The following is a 13,894-nucleotide window of genomic DNA, read 5'->3' on the forward strand; positions in this document are numbered from 1 at the left end:
CGAACCAGCCCAGCTGATGGACACGATGACGACGATCCTGCAACCCGATCATGCTACGATCCCTGGCGTGAACAAGCCTGTCAAATCCCGTGCTGCCCGGCGCGTCCACGGCCTGTCGGACCGGACCATCGCCTGGCTGTTCGTCGCGCCGACGATCGCGCTGCTGCTAGCGATCAACATCTTTCCGCTGATCTGGATGATCCGGCTGTCTTTCACCAACCTCAATCTCAGCATGTCCTATCTGCCGCTGAGGTTCGTTGGCCTCGACAATTTCAGGGACATCCTCACCGACGAGGACGTCTGGTTCCGGCTGCAGACCACAGCGCAGTTCGTGATCTGCTCGGTGGCCTTGCAGGTGGTCGTCGGGTTCGGTCTGGCGCTCTTGATCAACCGGCAGTTTCGCGGCCACAGTTTTTGGACCACGGTCATCCTGCTGCCGATGATGCTGTCGCCGGCCGTGGTCGGCAATTTCTGGACGCTGCTGCTGCAGCCGCAGATCGGGCCGTTCAACTATCTGATCAGCCTGTTCACCGGTGTGCCGCCGAGCTCGTTCAGCATGACCGGGCAGGTGTCGCTTGCGCCGTGGACCATCGTGCTGGTCGATACCTGGATGTGGGCGCCCTACGTCATGCTGATCTGCCTCGCCGGGCTGCGCTCGATCCCCGATTATATCTATGAGGCGGCGGAGGTCGATCGCGCCTCGGCATGGCGGCAGTTCTGGTCGATCACGCTGCCGATGACAGTCCCGTTCCTGATGCTCGCGGTGCTGTTCCGCGCGATCGAGAACTTCAAGATGTTCGACATGGTCAATCTCCTGACCTCGGGCGGCCCGGGCTCGACCACCGAGCTGGTGTCGATCTCGCTGAAGCGCGCGGCGTTTGAGAAGTGGCGCACCGGCTATTCCTCCGCGCTCGCCATCATCCTGTTCGTGACCGTGTTCGGTGCCGCCAACATCTACGTCAAGACGCTCAACAAGGTGAAGCAACGATGACCGCTGCCGCCACCAGGTCCACTGCGCATTCCATCGTCGAAGCGTCGCCGCGCGCCAAGGCGTTCGCCGGCGGCCTCGTCATCCTTTATGCCGTGATCACGATCCTGCCGCTGCTGTGGATTGTCGCGACCGCGTTCAAGTCGCAGAGCGACGCCATCGCCTATCCGCCCAAGGTGATCTTCGAGCCGACCCTCGAAGGCTATGTGAACCTGTTCACCGTGCGTACGCGCCAGACGCCGGACTTCATCGCCAAGCTGCCGCCGCCCGCGACGTGGTACGACAAGCTGGTGCGCGAGCATGACATGGTGATCGCCGGGCCGTCGAAGGTCGTGCCGCGCTTCGTCAACTCGCTGATCATCGGCTTCGGCTCGACCTTCCTCGCGGTCTTCCTCGGCACGCTCGCGGCTTATGCGTTCTCGCGCTTCCGCATTCCGCTCGCCGATGATCTGCTGTTCTTTATCCTCTCCACGCGCATGATGCCGCCGGTCGCGGTGGCGATCCCGATCTATCTGATGTACCGGCAGCTCAATCTGACCGACACCAGGCTCGGCATGATCCTGCTCTACACCGCGGTGAATGTCTCGCTCGCAGTCTGGCTGCTGAAGGGCTTCATCGACGAGATTCCGCGCGAGTATGAGGAGGCTGCCCTGGTTGACGGCTATACGCGGCTGCAGGCGCTGCGCAAGGTGGTGTTGCCCCAGGCCGTCACGGGTATCGCGGCGACCGCGATCTTCTGCCTGATCTTCTCCTGGAACGAGTACGCCTTCGCGGTGCTGCTGACCAGCGGCGAGGCACAGACCATGCCGCCCTTCATTCCCTTCATCATCGGCGAGGGTGGGCAGGATTGGCCGGCGGTTGCCGCCGCGACCACGCTGTTCGTCGTCCCGATCGTCATGTTCACCGTGCTGTTGCGCAAGCATCTGCTGCGCGGCATCACCTTCGGAGCGGTGCGCAAATGAGTGGGTCCGTGGTTGCCAAGGGTGGCGTAACTCGGGGTGGCGTAGCTCGTTGGTTTCGTCGCGGGCCGTGGGAGGCCGTCGCGATGACCCTGATCGGAGGCGGCATCATCATGCTGGTGCAGCCCTGGTCGATCGATCTTTACAGCTACTCCTTCGTGACGATCCTTGCCGGCACGGTCGGCTTCGTCATCGTCAGCCATTTTCCGGAGTAGGGCCATGGCTCAGATCCGCATCGAAAACCTGCGCAAGTCTTTCGATCAGTTCACCGCGGTGGAAGGCTCGACCTTCACGATCGACGACGGCACGTTCTTCGCGATGCTCGGGCCTTCCGGCTGCGGCAAGACCACCACCTTGCGCATGATTGCCGGCCTCGAGCTGCCGACCGAAGGCAAGATCCTGCTCGATGGCGAGGACGTCACGTTCGACCGTGCTGCCGCGCGCGATATCGCGTTCGTGTTCCAGCTGTTCGCGCTCTATCCGCACATGAATGTCGGAGAGAACATCGGCTTCCCCCTGAAGTGCCAGGGCATGGGCCGGCGCGAGCTCCGCGAGCGGGTGCAGGAGACCGCGCGGATGTTGCGGATCGAGCATCTGCTCGCGAGCAAGACCTCGAAACTCTCGGGCGGCGACCGGCAGCGCGTCGCGCTCGGGCGCGCCATGGTGCGGCGGCCGAAGGCGTTCCTGATGGACGANGAGCCGCTCGGCGCGCTCGACGCCGAGTTTCGCCATTTGATGTGCGGCGAGCTGCGCGACCTGCACGATCGCATCAAGGCGACCACGGTCTATGTCACGCATGACCAGCTCGAGGCGATGTCGATGGCGGATCAGATCGCCGTCATGAACAAGGGGCGTGTCGAGCAGATCGGCACGCCGCAGGAGGTCTATGACCGGCCCTCAAGCATGTTCGTTGCCGACTTCATCGGCTCGCCGCCGATGAACTTCCTGCGCTTCGAGGGCGGCTTGCGATCCGGCGATCGCGCAGTCAGCTTCCACGACACTAGGCTTGCGGTGCCGGAGATCCGTGAGGACCGCGCCAATGCGCCGCTGGCGCTCGGCGTCCGTCCGGAGCATATCCGCTTCGCCGATGGGGGCGCAGTTCGCGGCGAGGTGTTCGGCGCGGAATATCTCGGCACCACCCAGATCGTCACCGTCGACACAGCCTATGGGCGGGTCGCGGCGCGGCTGCCCTCCGGCGCATCGGTACGGATCGGCGAAACGATCGGTCTCGAATTCAACGCCGAGCGACTGGCGCTGTTCGACATCGGCAGCGGCCTCGCGATCCGGACCGCCGGCGAGAAAGGCTCGCGCCATGGCTGACGTCACCCTTCGCAACGTCAACAAGCGCTTCGGCGCGGTGGAAGCTGTCCGCGACCTCTCGCTGACGGCGAACGACGGTGAGTTTCTGGTGCTGCTCGGACCGAGCGGCGCCGGCAAGACCACGACGCTGCGGCTGATCACCGGGCTGGAGAGGCCCGATACCGGCTCCGTCATGATCGACGGGCGCGACGTGACGCACGATCCGCCGGGCTCGCGCGATATCGCATTCGTGTTCCAGCAATATTCGCTGTATCCGCATCTCACGGTCTACGACAATCTCGCGTTCCCGCTGCGCTCTCCCGCGCGGCGAGTGGCAGAGCCGACCATCCGCAAGCGCGTCGAACAGACCGCGGAGCTGCTGCATATCGCGAGCAAGCTGAACAACCGCGCCACCCGGCTGTCCGGTGGCGAGATGCAGCGCGTGGCGATCGGCCGTGCCCTGGTCCGCGATCCTTCGATCTATTTGATGGACGAGCCGCTGTCCTCGCTGGACGCAAAACTTCGCGCGGAGCTTCGGCTCGAACTCAAGCGGATCCAGATCGAGCTGGGCGCGACGATCCTCTATGTCACGCATGATCAGGTCGAGGCGATGACGATGGCCTCGCGAATTGGCGTGATCAGGGACGGCCAGCTGCTTCAGCTCGGCACGCCCCGGGAGATCTACGAAAGCCCGACCAGCAGCTACGTCGCCTCGCGGCTCGGGACCCCTCAGATCAACTTCCTGCCGGCCCGCCTGCTCCCGGACGTCGCAGTGCCGCCCGGAACCGAGACGGTCGGCATTCGTACCGAGCATCTTCAGCTCGCCGCGCGCAATGGTGGGCAGATGGTCGGCCGCGTGCATCGGGTGGAACACCTCGGCGAGCAGAATCATATTCATCTGGACTATAAGGGCGAGACGCTGGTGACGCTGGCGGATCCGCATCAGCCGCTGCAGGCCGGCCAGGAGGTCGAATTGCATCTGGTGCGTCCGTTGTGTTTCGACCGTGCGGGGCAGCGCATTGCCGCGGCGGTTCATTAGAGAGGCGAGAGGATCGAAGCGATGTCGGTGCCATCAGAGACGTTCAAGTCGTTGGTCAAGGCGGCCGCAGAGCAGGTCATCGCCAGCGCGCCGGAGCTGACGAGCCTGGATCAGGCGATCGGCGATGGCGACCACGGGACCAACATGAAGCGCGGTTGCGAAGCCGTGCTCGGCAAGCTCGATGCGATCTCGGCGCAGCCGCTCGACGAAGCGCTCAAGATGATCGGCAAGACCCTGGTGATGACGGTCGGCGGCGCCTCCGGGCCGCTCTATGGCAGCTTCTTTCTTGCCGCGGGCGAGGCGCTTTCGCACGACAAGCACCTGCCAGACGACCTCGCCGACGTGTTCGGCAGCGCCGTGAACGCGGTGAGCGCGCGCGGACGCTCGCAGGTTGGGGAGAAGACGATGCTGGATGTGCTGGTTCCCGTGCTGGAGACGTTGAAGACGGCGGCCGGCCAGCCGGATCTGATCGCGCGGGTGCGCACCACCGCGACCGAGGCAGTCGAACGGACAGCACCGATGCAGGCCACCAAGGGGCGCGCGTCGTTCCTCGGCGCGCGCAGCGTCGGGCACGTCGATCCCGGCGCGCGGTCGAGCTGCGTGCTGGTGCAGGCGGTGTGCGCCGGCCTGGAGGCACGGGCATGACGGAGACCGTGGGGATCGTGATCGTCTCGCACTCCAGCGACATCGCCAAGGGAACCGCCGACATGGTGCGGCAGATGGTCGGCAGCGAGGTCAAGGTGGCTTTCTGCGGCGGCAATCCCGATGGTGGATTGGGGACCAGCGTGCCGCTGATCATCGACGCCATTAATGACGCTTGGTCTCCGAAGGGCGTCGCGGTGCTCGTCGATCTCGGCGGTGCCGAGACCAACAGCGAAATGGCGGTCGAGATGCTGGAGCCTGAGCGGCGAGATCTCGTGGTCGTCTGCAACGCGCCGATTGTCGAGGGCGCCGTGATGGCGGCGACCGAGGCGGCGGGCGGCAGCTCGCTGGCCCAGGTCAGGGCCGTGGCCGAGGAACTCTCTGCCGATTGAGATGTCGGCGATGCGATGAATGGATGATGAGCATGCTTGATAAGGCGGACGGACAGATCTTCACCGGCAATGTGCGGCTGGTGCACGCGGTGGGCATGCACGCGCGCCCGGCGGTCAAGCTGACCAAGCTCGCCAAGAAGTTCCAGGCTCAGATATCGGTAAGGGTCGCCGGTGCGCCGGAGTGGATCAATGCCAAGAGCGTGGCCAAGATCATGGCGATGCGCGCCGCGCACGGCAGCACGATCGAGTTCAAGGCGTCCGGCAGTGACGCTGAGGCCGCCATCGCGGCCCTGGTCGATCTGGTCGCCAGCGATTTTCCGGATGGAGCAGGCTAGCATGCAGGGCGGCGCTGCAGGATCGGCTTACCGCGGCAGGACTGCCTCCATCGGTTTTGCCCATGGTCCGCTGGTCCGCGTCGATGCCGGCGCGGGCGGCGAGCGGGTGGCCGGCACGCTGGTCGAGGAGGCGCTCGCCTTGCGCAAGGCGATCGATCTCGCAAGCGGGCAGATCGCTGATCTTGCCGGCAGCGCCGGCGGTGAAGCCGCGCAGATCCTCGAGTTCCAGGTCGCATTGCTGGAGGACGAGGATCTGATCGAGCCGATCTTCGCGTCGATCGGCGAGGGGCGCCCGGCCGACGTCGCGTGGCGTTCGACGCTCGACGAGCAGATCGCGGAGTACAATTCGGCGGCGGACGAGTATCTGCAGGCCCGCTCGTCGGACCTTGCCGACCTGCGCGACCGCGTGGTCCACATTCTGCGCGGCGACGAGGGCGAGCCGCTGAAGATCCCGAGCGGAGGCGTCGTCTGTGCCGATGACCTGCCGCCGTCGCGCTTCCTGGAGATCGACTGGTCCGGCGGCGGCGGTCTGGCGCTGCTGCACGGCAGTCCGACGAGCCACGTCGCGATGCTGGCGCGTGCGCGCGGCATCCCGATGGTCGTGCAACTCGGCGCCATTCCGGATGCCGGCGCCACGGCGCTGCTCGACGGCGAAGGCGCGACGCTGGAGCTCGATCCCAGCGCCGAGCAGGTGCGCATTTTCGAGAAGCGGCGCGAGAGCCATCGCAAGAGCAGGGCCTCCGCTCGCGCGATCCTGCGGCGGCCGACGGCCTCGTGGCGCGGCGAACACATCAAGCTCCTGATCAATATCCAGCGCGTTGCCGACCTCGAGCATGCGGACGCGCAATATGCCGACGGCGTCGGGCTGATGCGGACGGAATTCCTGCTCGCCGGGCAAAGCGATCTGCCGGACGAGGAGACCCAATTCCAGGCCTATGACGCGGTGTTGCGCTGGGCCGAACAGCGGCCCGTGACGATCCGCACGTTCGATGCCGGCGGCGACAAGCCGGTGCCCGGCTTTACATTCGACGGCGAAGCCAATCCGTTCCTCGGCGTTCGTGGCTTGCGGCTTTGCCTCGCCCGGCCGGAGATTTTTGCCGTCCAGCTCCGCGCGCTGGCGCGCGCCGCGGTGCGCGGCAATCTCAAGGTCATGTTCCCGATGGTGACGTCGGCGGACGAGCTCGAGGCGGGACGGAAGCTGTTCGCCGACATCGTGAAACGCTTGCAGGCCGAAGGCGTTGCCGCGATGCTTCCCGAGCTGGGAATCATGGTCGAAGTCCCTGCTGCGGCGCTGGCGATTGGGACGTTCAAGGCGGCCTTCTTCTCGATCGGCTCGAACGATCTCGCGCAATATGTCCTTGCCTGTGATCGTTCCAATGGAGCTCTGGCGCCCTTGCTGGATCCGCTGCATCCGGCCGTGCTCGAACTGATCGCGCGAACCGCGGAGCACGGACGGCGCGCCGGCATCGGCGTCAGCCTGTGCGGTGACATGGCGAGCGACCCGCGCTGCATTCCGGCCTTGCTGAACTGCGGCCTGCGCGAGTTGTCCGTGAACGCATCGACGCTCGCGCAGATCAAGCAGACCATCGACCGACTGAGCGGTGGAGGTGGCCTTGGCTGACATGGCGACCGATGAACCAGCCGAAGCCGGCGCTGTTGCGGCTTACAAGCGCATCTTCAAGGAGGTGCTGGAAAGCCGTCCGTCAGGAATGCGGCTTCGTCTTGCGCATGCCATGGGCAAGAACCGCAGCTTCGTGAGCCAGATCAGCAACCCGGCCTATCCGGTGCCGATCCCGGTGCAGCATCTCAACACGATCTTCGATGTCTGCCACTTCCCTCCGCAGGCGAAGGCCGCCTTTCTTCGTGCCTATGCGCGCGCGCATCCGCGTCGTATCGGCCGCCTGACCGAAGGGGCGCATGAGCGGACGCTGACGCTGCATCTGCCGGATCTCGGCAGCGCCAAGCGCAATGCCGAGCTCGACGCGCTGCTCCAGGAATTCGCGCGGCGTTTGAGTGCGATCATTCGGGAAAAATAGTCGCGACACTGCGGGGAGGAAACAATGAAAAAATTCATCAATGCGGTCGACGATGTGCTCGCGGAGAGCCTCGACGGCTTCGCGGCTGCGCATGCGGATATCGTTGCGCTCGGCTCCGAGCGGAAATTCGTGCGGCGGCGCGAGTTGAATCCGAAGAAGGTCGCGCTCGTGTCGGGCGGCGGCAGCGGCCATGAGCCGCTGCATGCGGGCTTCGTCGGCCATGGCATGCTCGACGCCGCCTGTCCCGGCCAGGTTTTCACCTCGCCGACACCGGACCAGATCGTCGAGGCGGCCGAGGCGGTTTCGGGCGATGCCGGCGTGCTGTTCATCGTGAAAAACTATGCAGGCGACCGCATGAATTTCGAGATGGCGGCCGAGATTGCCGAGGGCCGCACCGCCACCATCGTGACCGACGACGATGTCGCAGTCGAGAAATCGACCTACAGCACCGGGCGCCGCGGCGTTGCCGGTACATTGATCGTCGAGAAGACCGTCGGCGCCGCCGCCGAGAAGGGCGCTGATCTCAAGACCTGCGTGGCGCTCGGCGAGCGTGTCAACGCGCGGACACGTTCGATGGGCGTGGCGCTGACCAGCTGCACCGTTCCCGCCGCCGGCACGCCGACCTTCGCGCTCGGCGAGGACGAGATGGAGATGGGCGTCGGCATCCACGGTGAGCCGGGCCGCCGCCGCGTCAAGCTCGAGCGCGCCGATGCGATCGCATCGGAAATGACGGCAGCCATCGCAGGCGATCTCGCCGCGCCCGCGGGCTCCGAAGCCCTGCTGCTGGCCAACGGCTTCGGTGGCACGCCGACGATCGAGCTCTACCTGATGTACAACGCGGCGCGCCGCATGCTGGAGCAGCGCGGCCTGCGCATCGCCCGCTCGCTGGTCGGCAGCTACGTCACCTCGCTGGATATGGCCGGCTGCTCGCTCACGGTGAGCCTGCTCGATGCCGAGACGACCGCGTTGTGGGACGCGCCGGTACGCACGGCTGCGTTGAAATGGTGATTGTGGTCGTGAGCGAGGGGCCGTCCCAGTCTGGGGGCGGCTTGGTGATGCCCCGCTCCCGATCCGGAGTTCTTTCGGTCTCGCCTTCCTGAAGTTTGCCGTGTCCGTCGGACGCGGTGGGTTTGCGCGCTCTGCACGGCAAATGCACGGCGGGCCGGTTGTCGGCCTCTATCGAAGCAATCACAGAGCACGGTCTGCTTCTGAGGGTGAAGCGGTAATTGTTGGGCTCGGCCATCATCGACGGCTTTTGGACCCTTAGCCACGAAATCCGCCTCTCGCCTGCATGTCGGCTCAGGGGAGTAGACCGGACCCAACAGAGATCGGGCAAAACCGTCGCGAACGACCCATAGGTGACTTCAGCGTCCTGAGTCGCGAAAACGCGGTAAAATTTCTATTGTAACCGGCCCTTTGGCGTCGCTAGATTCCATCGGGCTTTTGCGGATTTCGATGATCGCGCCCGGGTGTACCGATTTGATCTCGCTGGGCCCTGTGGATCGGGACCGCATGCGCATATAGAGATGCTGACGTATCGTGCGGTCGGGCGCGCCCGAGGCGTAACTATGCAGCGGGGACCTGACGTATCCAAAAAAGTGTTCGGCCCGATCTGGGCGAAACTGTTTGTTCTCGACGACTAAACCAAAAATTCCGAGGAGGAGAGTCAAATGAGAGGTTCACTCATCTTTGTCGCGCTTCTGACGGTCCATTTAGCTATCCCGGCGGCTGCCCAACAACCGTCAGAGCAGCAGGCACGGCCCGCTATAGAGAGACTTTTGGAAACGTGGGATGCTGCTGCCAATCGGAAAGACGCGGCCGCAGTCGCCGCCTTGTACACAGAGGACGCAACGCGCGTTACGCCACGGGGAATATCATATGGACGTCCGGCAATTGAAAAAGACCTAGCAGAATCATTCAAGGTCACCAGTAACATCGTCGACAAAGTTGAGAAGGTGGAGATGGTCGGCGAGGTTGTTTTGGTTACGGCAACTTGGAGTGCCACACTTCAAAGTAAAGACGGCCCGATACAAGCGAGAGGTCTTTGGGGAGGTGTTTATGTGCGCGATGGAGATGCGTGGAAGACTCGCCTAGCTATTATCAACAGGGCGCTTCAGCCTCCTCCTCAACAGGCAGCGAAACAATAAGTTAGTAAGCTGCCGCCGACGTTTCTCGCCCGCGTCTACGAGGTGATCGAGTGGTCCAATTCGTTTCCGCTCATGGCCCGTAACCGAAGTGCGCCCTGACTATCGGCAAGTCGGCTTGTTGATGTAGAGCAGACGCAATCTCACCCGATCGAGATGGTCTGCCTTTGAGCCGAAGGCGACATCTTGGCGCCCCTCAGACCGCTCTAGGATGCTAAGATGGTGCGTATGATGAGTGCTCCGTTTGGTCTGAATTTTGTGTGTTGGAGTCTGGCCTAAGCGACGCGTAGCGGGCCGCTTGGTAGCGAGTATTGCGTGACCGCTGACGGCGCTGGTGGGCGTTTGAGCATAGTCAGCGCCACGCTGTCCTGCACTTCGTACAAGAGGTCATTTGTATCCATTAATCACGGGAGCCACACGATGACATTCGCGGTCACTGAACACACGGTGAAGACCGCCCGCCACACGACGGGCTATCTCGCCTGCGGAGCGCAAGCGGGACCGTTGCTCATCTTCTGTCACGGCTGGCCTGAAATCTCGCTGTCATGGCGCCATCAGTTGCCGACTTTCGCGTCCCTCGGTTTCCGCTGCGTGGCACCCGACCTGCGCGGCTATGGTCGCTCAAGCACCTACACGCGTGTTGAGGACTTCGCGCAGGAAGTGATCGTGCAGGACATGCTTGAGCTCCTCGCTGCGCTGGGGCGGGAACGCGCGGTGTGGATCGGCCATGACGCGGGCAGCATGGTGGTGTGGAATATAGCCGCGCATCATCCCGACAAGACGGTGGGCGTGGCAAGCCTGACGATACCTTACCTCCCTCAGGGCTTCACGCTAGACAGCCTCGTTCCCCTGGTCGATCGCAAGACCTACCCTGAGGCCGAGTATCCGGTGGGCCAGTGGGATTACATATGCTTCTACCATGAGAGCTTCGATCGCGCGTGCGCGGCCTTCGACGCCAATCCGCGCAACGTCATCAAGGCGCTGTTCCGCAAGGGCAACCCCGATGGCAAGGGCAAACCCTCCCGCACGGCCGCCGTGCGCAAGGCCGGCGGCTGGTTCGGTGGCCCACCATTTCCCGACCTGCCGCACGATCCTGACGTCATCAGCGAGCAGGATCTCGAGGCCTACGCGGCGGCGCTGACACGCAACGGCTTCTTCGGCCCCGATGCTTGGTACATGAACTACAATGCCAACAACACCGCCTACTCCCGGCGCGCGGTGAACGGCGGCAAGCTTTCCATGCCGGCGCTCTTCCTGCACGGCGCCTACGATTACGTCGCCGAGACAATGACCTCGAAGCTCGCCGAGCCGATGCGGCGCGACTGCAGCGATCTGACCGAGGTCGTGGTGAAGTCGGGGCACTGGATGGCGCAGGAGAAGCCCGCTGAGGTCAATGCGGCGCTGGCCATGTGGCTCGCCCGCAAGTTGCCCGATTATTGGCCAGGTGAACCAAAGGGAGAGATGATTGACACACCCTGATGTGCGTCCTGTCGATCATAGCCAGCCCGTGGATCGGGCTTTGCCGGGGCAGGGCTTCGAAGATCTGACATGCACGGCGGCGCCCAACAATGAGCGTCCATACCGCCGAAAGCGCTCTTGCTGCGGTGCATGAGTCCGGATGTGGCCCGTTGCTGACCTTTGCTCAAACGCCCGCAATGTCCCCTTTCGGAAGGTGAGCCGACCTAAAGCATGATCCGGAAAAGTGTGAAGCGGTGGCCGCGTAGCGTTACCAGGGGTTAATTTCTTCGACAGGAGACGGAAAGAATCGATCTTCTAAGATGGACCTAGCGGGGAGATCGAGTCATCGCCATGCGCCACAGCTCAATCCTGCACGCTGTTGCCGCAGCCGGTCTGTTGCTGGGATCCAGCCTCATCTCAGATGCATCCGCCGAGGCCGCCGGCCACGCTTTGGCTGTCTCCGTCGACGATTTCAAATATAGAGACACGTCGAACGAGCCCACCGATCGGACGGCCGTGCATGAAAAGCGATTGCGGGCCTTCATGACCGCGCTGCGGGACGATGTCACGGCGGACCACCGTTTTGAGCTTGTGCCGTCTTCCTGCGCTTCAAATTGTCCGACCGATGGACCGACGTTGCGCGACAGGCTGCGCGCGGCGTCACAGGCCGGGGCGCGGATCCTGATCATCGGCGGCTTTCACAAGATGAGCACGCTGGTGCAGTTTGCGCAGACTGTTGCTATCGATACGACATCCCAGCGTATCGTGTTCAGGAAATACTTCCAATTCCGCGGCGACAGCGACGAGGCATGGCAGCGGGCGGAGCGCTTTGTATCGGAGGAGGTCCGCGACCTGCTGCTTGAAAGCAGATCGCAGCAATAGACTACGCGCAACGCATGTGCATGGCGGCGCGGGCTTTGTTGATTTTGGAAGCGGTCGTTCGTCTGCCTATGGCTCGAAGCGGACAAGCTGCGCCGCAGGGTTACAGACCGAGAGCACCTAAGACTGCGGGTCTATGAAACATTCGATTCCGAGGGAAAGCCCAAGCTCACCGAGCTTCGCAAGGGTTGTCGGGGGGACCTCATCGGCGAGATATCCATCCCCGAGGAATTGAATGATCACCGTCGCTGATCCTCCTGTCTCTCTAAGGTTCGTAAGAAATTCCTTGTGAGGTTCAAGTCGCTCAACGAAACCCTCCACCTCGGAGCCGAACCATTGTTCCGTGACAGTGTGCCGAATGGAATGTCTCCATCGGGTGTCGGGATAGACGCCCGACAGGAGGGTGCCCTTGGGGGTCTTTCTCTGGTCGCCGACACGATGCGAAAAATGTCCCTCCATTCCCAAGGCTCGGCTTATGTCTGCCGGATCGAGTGATGGATGGACAATGAACAGTTCGACATCGAAACGCCGAGGTGTAGGGTCCGTCACGTTTGTCGTGCTCTGCTCTGTCATGCGATTTCCGGTACGCTGCGAGCGAACGTGCCGTCAAGTTCAGCTTCTGATCCGTGGCGGACCTGCAGCCGGTGTTAGCTAGCTCGACCTGCGCGAGAGCCTGTACAGGTAAAGACTGCACCACGCGAAGATTGCGCCGCAAACAAGCGATGCAATCATGACTGCTCCCTTGCCGTATCCTAAACTGACCATGACGAAGACGACAGGCAGGAGAGCGACGAACACCACGGGGCGGAGTTTTGTGGACCGCCGAATGCGAGCGTCCATCAGCTGGCGCTGCGCCGGCGTGACCGTCCGAGTCCACGACCCGATCGTCACGCGGTTGCGCATGGCCGCGATTGCGAGAGCTATGGCCACGAGTCCGAGGGCTATCGGCAGAGCGTAGCGCGGGGCAATGCCAGGCAGGTATATCAGAAGGACGAACAGGATGAGCGAACCGGCGAGCGGCGTGCCGACAAGGATGTTCCAGACAAGAGCCTGCATAGCGTCCTCCTGGGTGCGTCTTACGGCGTTCAACTGAAACGCCAGTAAACCCCACAGCTAAAATTTTCCGAGACGCCGCGCCCGTAGTTGGCCCTTAGCCGATGATCTCTCCGACCATCTCGGGGATCGGTTCGCTAAGAGCGGACTTCGCTCAGTTCAATCGTCATCGACCGCTGGTGACCCCGAGCGGACTATTGATGTTTGACACGCTCGATCGTTAAAGCATGATCCGGAAAAGTGCGAAGCGGTTTTCTGAAAAAAATCATGCGCAAACAACAACCTAAAGCGCAATGACGATTCATCCTAGCACTACTTTGGCAGAAACTGTTTTTGTAGCGACTTTTCAAGGATTCGTCTTCTGCAGTACGGACACCGCTGAGCCCGCGGTCGCAGGATGAGATCGACGATGGCGTGACGTACTGCGGGCATGGTTGGCTGAGGCGGAGGCCCGTTGATTCTTTTTTTTCCGCCCCGCATATGCGAGGCGACGATGTTGCAGGAAGGCGTAGGCGATCATGGTCATTAGAGCGTGACGATGAAGGCCTTGCCATGATCGCCCTTCGAAGTGATCAAGTCCAAGCTCCTCTTTCAACTGCTGATGCGCCTGCTCGCAGATCCATCGTGCCTTGATGGTGGCGGCCAGTGTGCGCAGATCCGTCGCCGCAGG

At 63.0% G+C, this 13,894-nt stretch carries 17 protein-coding genes and 1 pseudogene; 15 read left to right on the forward strand and 3 right to left on the reverse strand.

The window, feature by feature from the left end:
• Positions 1 to 16 precede the first annotated feature (16 nt).
• The 15 genes and pseudogenes from AS156_RS24095 to AS156_RS24155 all read left to right on the forward strand — a co-directional run bounded on the left by AS156_RS24095 (position 17) and on the right by AS156_RS24155 (position 12,174).
• Positions 17 to 991, forward strand: coding sequence for a carbohydrate ABC transporter permease (locus AS156_RS24095; RefSeq protein ID WP_136626405.1), 975 nt, complete (start codon positions 17 to 19; stop codon positions 989 to 991).
• A complete protein-coding gene (locus tag AS156_RS24100) occupies positions 988 to 1,950 on the forward strand; it encodes a carbohydrate ABC transporter permease (protein ID WP_066509406.1) in 963 nt (320 codons plus the stop codon). Before AS156_RS24095 ends, AS156_RS24100 begins: the two co-directional genes overlap by 4 nt.
• Positions 1,947 to 2,162, forward strand: coding sequence for a hypothetical protein (locus AS156_RS24105; RefSeq protein ID WP_066509409.1), 216 nt, complete (start codon positions 1,947 to 1,949; stop codon positions 2,160 to 2,162). The genes AS156_RS24100 and AS156_RS24105 overlap by 4 nt, the downstream gene beginning before the upstream one ends.
• Positions 2,163 to 2,166: 4 nt before the next feature.
• On the forward strand, positions 2,167 to 2,642 hold a 476-nt coding region (locus AS156_RS44860; protein WP_245313032.1), incomplete at its 3' end, for an ABC transporter ATP-binding protein.
• A gap of 1 nt (position 2,643) precedes the next feature.
• Positions 2,644 to 3,267: pseudogene (locus AS156_RS44865) on the forward strand (ABC transporter ATP-binding protein); the annotation flags it as partial.
• Positions 3,260 to 4,285 carry an ABC transporter ATP-binding protein gene (locus AS156_RS24115; RefSeq protein ID WP_066509415.1) on the forward strand — a complete coding sequence of 342 codons (1,026 nt, stop codon included), beginning with the start codon at positions 3,260 to 3,262 and terminating at the stop codon, positions 4,283 to 4,285. The pseudogene AS156_RS44865 and the gene AS156_RS24115, both read left to right, overlap by 8 nt.
• 21 nt (positions 4,286 to 4,306) lie before the next feature.
• Positions 4,307 to 4,930 (forward strand): dihydroxyacetone kinase subunit DhaL, encoded by a 624-nt coding sequence (gene dhaL / locus AS156_RS24120; RefSeq protein WP_066509417.1) that lies wholly within the window; start codon positions 4,307 to 4,309, stop codon positions 4,928 to 4,930.
• Complete coding sequence (gene dhaM / locus AS156_RS24125) at positions 4,927 to 5,319, forward strand: dihydroxyacetone kinase phosphoryl donor subunit DhaM (protein WP_066509419.1); 393 nt, start codon at positions 4,927 to 4,929, stop codon at positions 5,317 to 5,319. Before dhaL ends, dhaM begins: the two co-directional genes overlap by 4 nt.
• A gap of 32 nt (positions 5,320 to 5,351) precedes the next feature.
• A complete protein-coding gene (locus tag AS156_RS24130) occupies positions 5,352 to 5,654 on the forward strand; it encodes an HPr family phosphocarrier protein (RefSeq protein WP_245313033.1) in 303 nt (100 codons plus the stop codon).
• 1 nt (position 5,655) lies between these two features.
• Positions 5,656 to 7,275: a phosphoenolpyruvate--protein phosphotransferase gene (gene ptsP / locus AS156_RS24135; protein WP_066509423.1), complete on the forward strand. Its 1,620-nt coding sequence runs from the start codon at positions 5,656 to 5,658 to the stop codon at positions 7,273 to 7,275.
• Position 7,276: 1 nt separating this feature from the next.
• Positions 7,277 to 7,690 (forward strand): hypothetical protein, encoded by a 414-nt coding sequence (locus AS156_RS24140; RefSeq protein ID WP_066509426.1) that lies wholly within the window; start codon positions 7,277 to 7,279, stop codon positions 7,688 to 7,690.
• A gap of 24 nt (positions 7,691 to 7,714) precedes the next feature.
• Entirely contained in the window at positions 7,715 to 8,698 is a 984-nt protein-coding gene (dhaK, locus tag AS156_RS24145) for a dihydroxyacetone kinase subunit DhaK (protein ID WP_066509429.1), read from the forward strand.
• A gap of 662 nt (positions 8,699 to 9,360) precedes the next feature.
• On the forward strand, positions 9,361 to 9,837 hold the full coding sequence (locus AS156_RS41095; protein WP_082747698.1) for a nuclear transport factor 2 family protein: 477 nt from the start codon (positions 9,361 to 9,363) through the stop codon (positions 9,835 to 9,837).
• A gap of 417 nt (positions 9,838 to 10,254) precedes the next feature.
• Positions 10,255 to 11,313, forward strand: coding sequence for an alpha/beta fold hydrolase (locus AS156_RS24150; protein ID WP_066509433.1), 1,059 nt, complete (start codon positions 10,255 to 10,257; stop codon positions 11,311 to 11,313).
• 330 nt (positions 11,314 to 11,643) lie between these two features.
• On the forward strand, positions 11,644 to 12,174 hold the full coding sequence (locus AS156_RS24155) for a DUF2380 domain-containing protein (protein WP_066509434.1): 531 nt from the start codon (positions 11,644 to 11,646) through the stop codon (positions 12,172 to 12,174).
• Between the two features lie 117 nt (positions 12,175 to 12,291).
• On the opposite strand, the gene AS156_RS24160 is transcribed toward AS156_RS24155, so the two are convergent.
• The 3 genes from AS156_RS24160 to AS156_RS41100 form a co-directional block, all read right to left on the reverse strand.
• Positions 12,292 to 12,744: a DUF4279 domain-containing protein gene (locus tag AS156_RS24160; RefSeq protein WP_066509435.1), complete on the reverse strand. Its 453-nt coding sequence runs from the start codon at positions 12,742 to 12,744 to the stop codon at positions 12,292 to 12,294.
• A 78-nt stretch (positions 12,745 to 12,822) separates the two neighbouring features.
• On the reverse strand, positions 12,823 to 13,227 hold the full coding sequence (locus AS156_RS24165) for a hypothetical protein (RefSeq protein ID WP_136626407.1): 405 nt from the start codon (positions 13,225 to 13,227) through the stop codon (positions 12,823 to 12,825).
• A gap of 343 nt (positions 13,228 to 13,570) precedes the next feature.
• On the reverse strand, positions 13,571 to 13,894 hold a 324-nt coding region (locus AS156_RS41100; RefSeq protein WP_144440953.1), incomplete at its 5' end, for a transposase.

Origin of the sequence: Bradyrhizobium macuxiense (genome assembly GCF_001542415.1) — a bacterium.
Lineage (GTDB): Bacteria > Pseudomonadota > Alphaproteobacteria > Rhizobiales > Xanthobacteraceae > Bradyrhizobium > Bradyrhizobium macuxiense.

Bases quoted from the DNA above. Each gene is read 5' to 3' on its own strand.
- AS156_RS24095 (WP_136626405.1), top strand. From the start codon at position 17: ATGGACACGATGACGACGATCCTGCAACCCGATCATGCTACGATCCCT.
- AS156_RS24100 (WP_066509406.1), top strand. From the start codon at position 988: ATGACCGCTGCCGCCACCAGGTCCACTGCGCATTCCATCGTCGAAGCG.
- AS156_RS24105 (WP_066509409.1), top strand. From the start codon at position 1,947: ATGAGTGGGTCCGTGGTTGCCAAGGGTGGCGTAACTCGGGGTGGCGTA.
- AS156_RS24115 (WP_066509415.1), top strand. From the start codon at position 3,260: ATGGCTGACGTCACCCTTCGCAACGTCAACAAGCGCTTCGGCGCGGTG.
- dhaL (WP_066509417.1), top strand. From the start codon at position 4,307: ATGTCGGTGCCATCAGAGACGTTCAAGTCGTTGGTCAAGGCGGCCGCA.
- dhaM (WP_066509419.1), top strand. From the start codon at position 4,927: ATGACGGAGACCGTGGGGATCGTGATCGTCTCGCACTCCAGCGACATC.
- AS156_RS24130 (WP_245313033.1), top strand. From the start codon at position 5,352: ATGCTTGATAAGGCGGACGGACAGATCTTCACCGGCAATGTGCGGCTG.
- ptsP (WP_066509423.1), top strand. From the start codon at position 5,656: ATGCAGGGCGGCGCTGCAGGATCGGCTTACCGCGGCAGGACTGCCTCC.
- AS156_RS24140 (WP_066509426.1), top strand. From the start codon at position 7,277: ATGGCGACCGATGAACCAGCCGAAGCCGGCGCTGTTGCGGCTTACAAG.
- dhaK (WP_066509429.1), top strand. From the start codon at position 7,715: ATGAAAAAATTCATCAATGCGGTCGACGATGTGCTCGCGGAGAGCCTC.
- AS156_RS41095 (WP_082747698.1), top strand. From the start codon at position 9,361: ATGAGAGGTTCACTCATCTTTGTCGCGCTTCTGACGGTCCATTTAGCT.
- AS156_RS24150 (WP_066509433.1), top strand. From the start codon at position 10,255: ATGACATTCGCGGTCACTGAACACACGGTGAAGACCGCCCGCCACACG.
- AS156_RS24155 (WP_066509434.1), top strand. From the start codon at position 11,644: ATGCGCCACAGCTCAATCCTGCACGCTGTTGCCGCAGCCGGTCTGTTG.
- AS156_RS24160 (WP_066509435.1), bottom strand. From the start codon at position 12,744: ATGACAGAGCAGAGCACGACAAACGTGACGGACCCTACACCTCGGCGT.
- AS156_RS24165 (WP_136626407.1), bottom strand. From the start codon at position 13,227: ATGCAGGCTCTTGTCTGGAACATCCTTGTCGGCACGCCGCTCGCCGGT.